Source organism: Candidatus Thermoplasmatota archaeon (genome assembly GCA_018814355.1).
Lineage (GTDB): Archaea > Thermoplasmatota > Thermoplasmata > UBA10834 > UBA10834 > COMBO-56-21.
On the sequence record JAHIZT010000060.1, the window covers coordinates 1 to 3161 of the forward strand.

Here is a 3161-nt window from a genome sequence, read left to right on the forward strand (position 1 = left end):
CGGAGAAATAGGCAATCAGGACATTGAATACCGGGATACCCATACTGTGTGTTCCCTGTTCGGAGATGCTTGGAAGGTTCAAGTGCCCCGAACCGAGAATCTCAGAGGCGATTTCGCACTCAGTTATGGAATCGTTGTTGAAAGGGTATGGGCTAATCGATAGAGGATAGAGCCTAGTCAGGAAAGATGCAACTGCTATTACCACGAAGGCAAAGTACTCAACTGCCGTCTTTTGTGAAACGGGCGTTAGAGGCTTCATAGCATCCGTTCTTCATATGTGTTCTTGAGTCGTTTCAGCTCGAATGGAGTCGTAATAATTAACCTTTGCTGGCATTGCGTTACACAAAAATCTCCGAGGAAGGGGGTCAGAACGTGCGTGCCCATCAATGATCTTGCATTGCTGGCGGATATCTTCAGTGACCAGGCAAGGGAATCCAGCGCTCCGGTCAGAATCCAAGCATTGATAGAAGACTCCCTTCGAAAACGCGGGCATCGTATCTCGCATGCAATATCGTCCTGATTGTTCGTTCGTTGTACTTATCTGGAGCCGATTGTCGCCTCAAAGACTTCGAGAAAAATCGGTCTGCAGCTCTTGCGGGATAGATTCGCTAGGCCGGCCGCCCTTGCCTTGGTTCTTGTCTCCTCCGACAGGAGCGCTCGTATGTTATCCTCGGGCAGAGGATCCGATGGGTGCGTCTCTGAAACGACGATGCCAATGCTGTCTTTCTTGACAAGACTGCTCGCGTCCCCCAGGTTTTCCGTAATCACAACAGGAAGTCCGCAAAGCAGATACTCCGCGAACTTCGTCGGTGATGCTACATGGTTGATGATTGACGCTCTTCTCAGGAGTATTCCGACGTCGCACGCGCTCAAATACTCTGGAACGTTGTGCCTGGGAACACTCACCACGATCACTTTGTTCCTCATCGATTGGGGGATCTGATCAGCCGTCCGCTTACTCGATTCAGAGAACGCGGCAAGTACAATGAGGCGCTTCCCTGACACATCCCCCAAGTGAGAGAAGAAGAATATCGGATTGAACTCATCATATCGAACAGGAACCAGGCCAGAGTAGACGAAGACCACTTCACCTGGGGAGATCCCGAGAGTTGAGCGCACAGTTTCCTTCGTGAACCTACCAGGATCGAAGGCAGCCTCATCGGCAAAGCATGGAACGATGTATGTCCGCCGATCAGAACCGAGGCGGTTACGTATCTCCTGGCGGTGAGCGCTCGATACGCACACTATTGTATCTGCGTTTCGCAGGACGAAGCCCTCGACACATTTCCAAAACCTGGTTCTCCCCCGATGCCTCCGCCAATTTGGGTATTTCTCAAGATACTCGTCGACCTCCACTCCGTGGAGGTCCACGACTGATTGGACTCTGAGTATTCTCGCCATGATGATCGACAGGGCTCCCAGCTCGTTGTTGTGACCATAGACGATATTGATCCGCCTAACTAGAGCGAGCGGTATTACAAATAGTCCGAGCAGGGCCGTGTTGAGAAGAAAGGACAGCTCATACACTATTGGCAAGCCCCCATGCGGGATCTTCGGAAACGAAAAGCCCCCCATGCGCTTCCCTCCGATCTCATCCTTTAGACTCCTAACTGCAGACCCGATCGCCTCGATGTTCTTGATATTGCACCGCGAGATCACGTAGGCGTCCTCTGCCAGAGAGTCGACAACACAGTTCAATTCCTCGGATACTCGAGTCCTTACGCCACCATAACGGCTCAAGTCGTCGACAAGGAATAGTGCTCGGACGCGCAGCCGTTCAGTCGGTTTGTCGCCTTCCCCAGCCGAACCACGGGATTTGACCTCGTCCTCCAATCTGACAGAATTCATGGACATCCTCATATCGGAAGTTGCACGATGAAGAGAGAAACCCGCTCACTCTGATACATCAGGTAGCTATCCAGGGGCTTTCCTTCTGCTGAAGGTGGGCTCCGCCAGGAAGCAGAGAGAAGCTCAGAGGGGAATATTGCCGGCTGGGAAAAGTACTGACCAACCATAGTCGAAGGCCAGTTGCTGTCCACAACGACCATGAGATGAGAATGCGATTTGAAGTATCCTGCATTAGCGCCAACGACGAACCTTGCACCAGCTACCATCAGAGAGTTCACATTGCTATCCACACGGAGCTTGTCGTCGTAGCTGAGGAGATCTAGAAGGTTACGTGGGAAGTCCGCTAACGACAAAGTCACGTTTCCTTCCACTTGTTCATTCGTAATGTCACCAGCGAGGATAGCACCAATACCTGAGCTGAGGAATCGTGCACCCGAGATTGAAGATAGCTGCGCCGATAACACGATCGCGTTCGATATCACATATCCATTAGAGTCCGCATACTCCAAGTAGGCCGCATCATCGAACACTTGAGAGGGGACCTCGACGACATCCCCAGTCATGTAAGTTTGAGAGTTCCATCTCTCGGTGTTCCAGCTTGGGAGAAGCATAGAACCTGCGACGATTGCCGCGAGAGCGAAAACAGCAAATCTATTGCGCTTATGTGGGTCGAACCACCTGACAATCCACATTGTGCCTAGTACGGCGACGAAAGGAGCCATAAGCGTTGCAACGTACATGTTATGGCCAAGCATTGGAATCATGGATATCAAGAGCATCAACGGATACAACTTTCGTGCATGAAACCGCCGTGTTTTGTAGACAAATGGTATTCCAATGATTGCTACTGGCAGAATGAAGCCAATCTGACTGGTGTAACTCGCGGACATGTTAAGAACAATGGACACCAAGGTCGACTGGGAGTTGAATAGAGGCTCTTCCCCGAATGCAACAATCGGCGCTTTGAAAACCGTGATGAACCCGAAGGACACGACAGCAATCGCAGTCGCGACAGCTGCTGTGTAGAGAGCGAAGACCCTCTTCTTGTGGACCTTCGCCTTTTTGATTACATAATCGGCCCCAAGAGAAGCAAGCACGAAGGCGACCACGAAAACGAAAAAGAGCAGGGCCATGTGGTGCATTGCGAGGCAGCCAAATGCAAAAACGATCGCGACTAGGAGCAAGCGGTTCCGCTTGAGCGAGGAACCACGAAAGGCCACCAACAGACTGAGCATCATTAGCACGACCAGCGGGCCTCGTGCGCTCCCGACCCAGTAGGTGTTGTCGACGAATCTCGAGCCAGTGACCATGAA

At 51.6% G+C, this 3161-nt stretch carries 3 protein-coding genes; all 3 read right to left on the reverse strand.

The genetic code is table 11. From position 1 onward, the window contains the following. Positions 1–259: hypothetical protein (locus KJ653_04380; GenBank protein MBU0685069.1), on the reverse strand; the 259-nt coding region annotated here is incomplete at its 3' end. A 278-nt stretch (positions 260–537) separates the two neighbouring features. Beyond that, complete coding sequence (locus tag KJ653_04385) at positions 538–1848, reverse strand: glycosyltransferase (GenBank protein ID MBU0685070.1); 1311 nt, start codon at positions 1846–1848, stop codon at positions 538–540. A gap of 8 nt (positions 1849–1856) precedes the next feature. Then, the coding region (locus KJ653_04390; GenBank protein MBU0685071.1) for a hypothetical protein at positions 1857–3161 on the reverse strand (1305 nt) is incomplete at its 5' end.

Excerpts from the sequence above, each read along its gene's own strand:
- KJ653_04385 (MBU0685070.1), bottom strand. The coding sequence starts at position 1,848 with ATGAATTCTGTCAGATTGGAGGACGAGGTCAAATCCCGTGGTTCGGCT.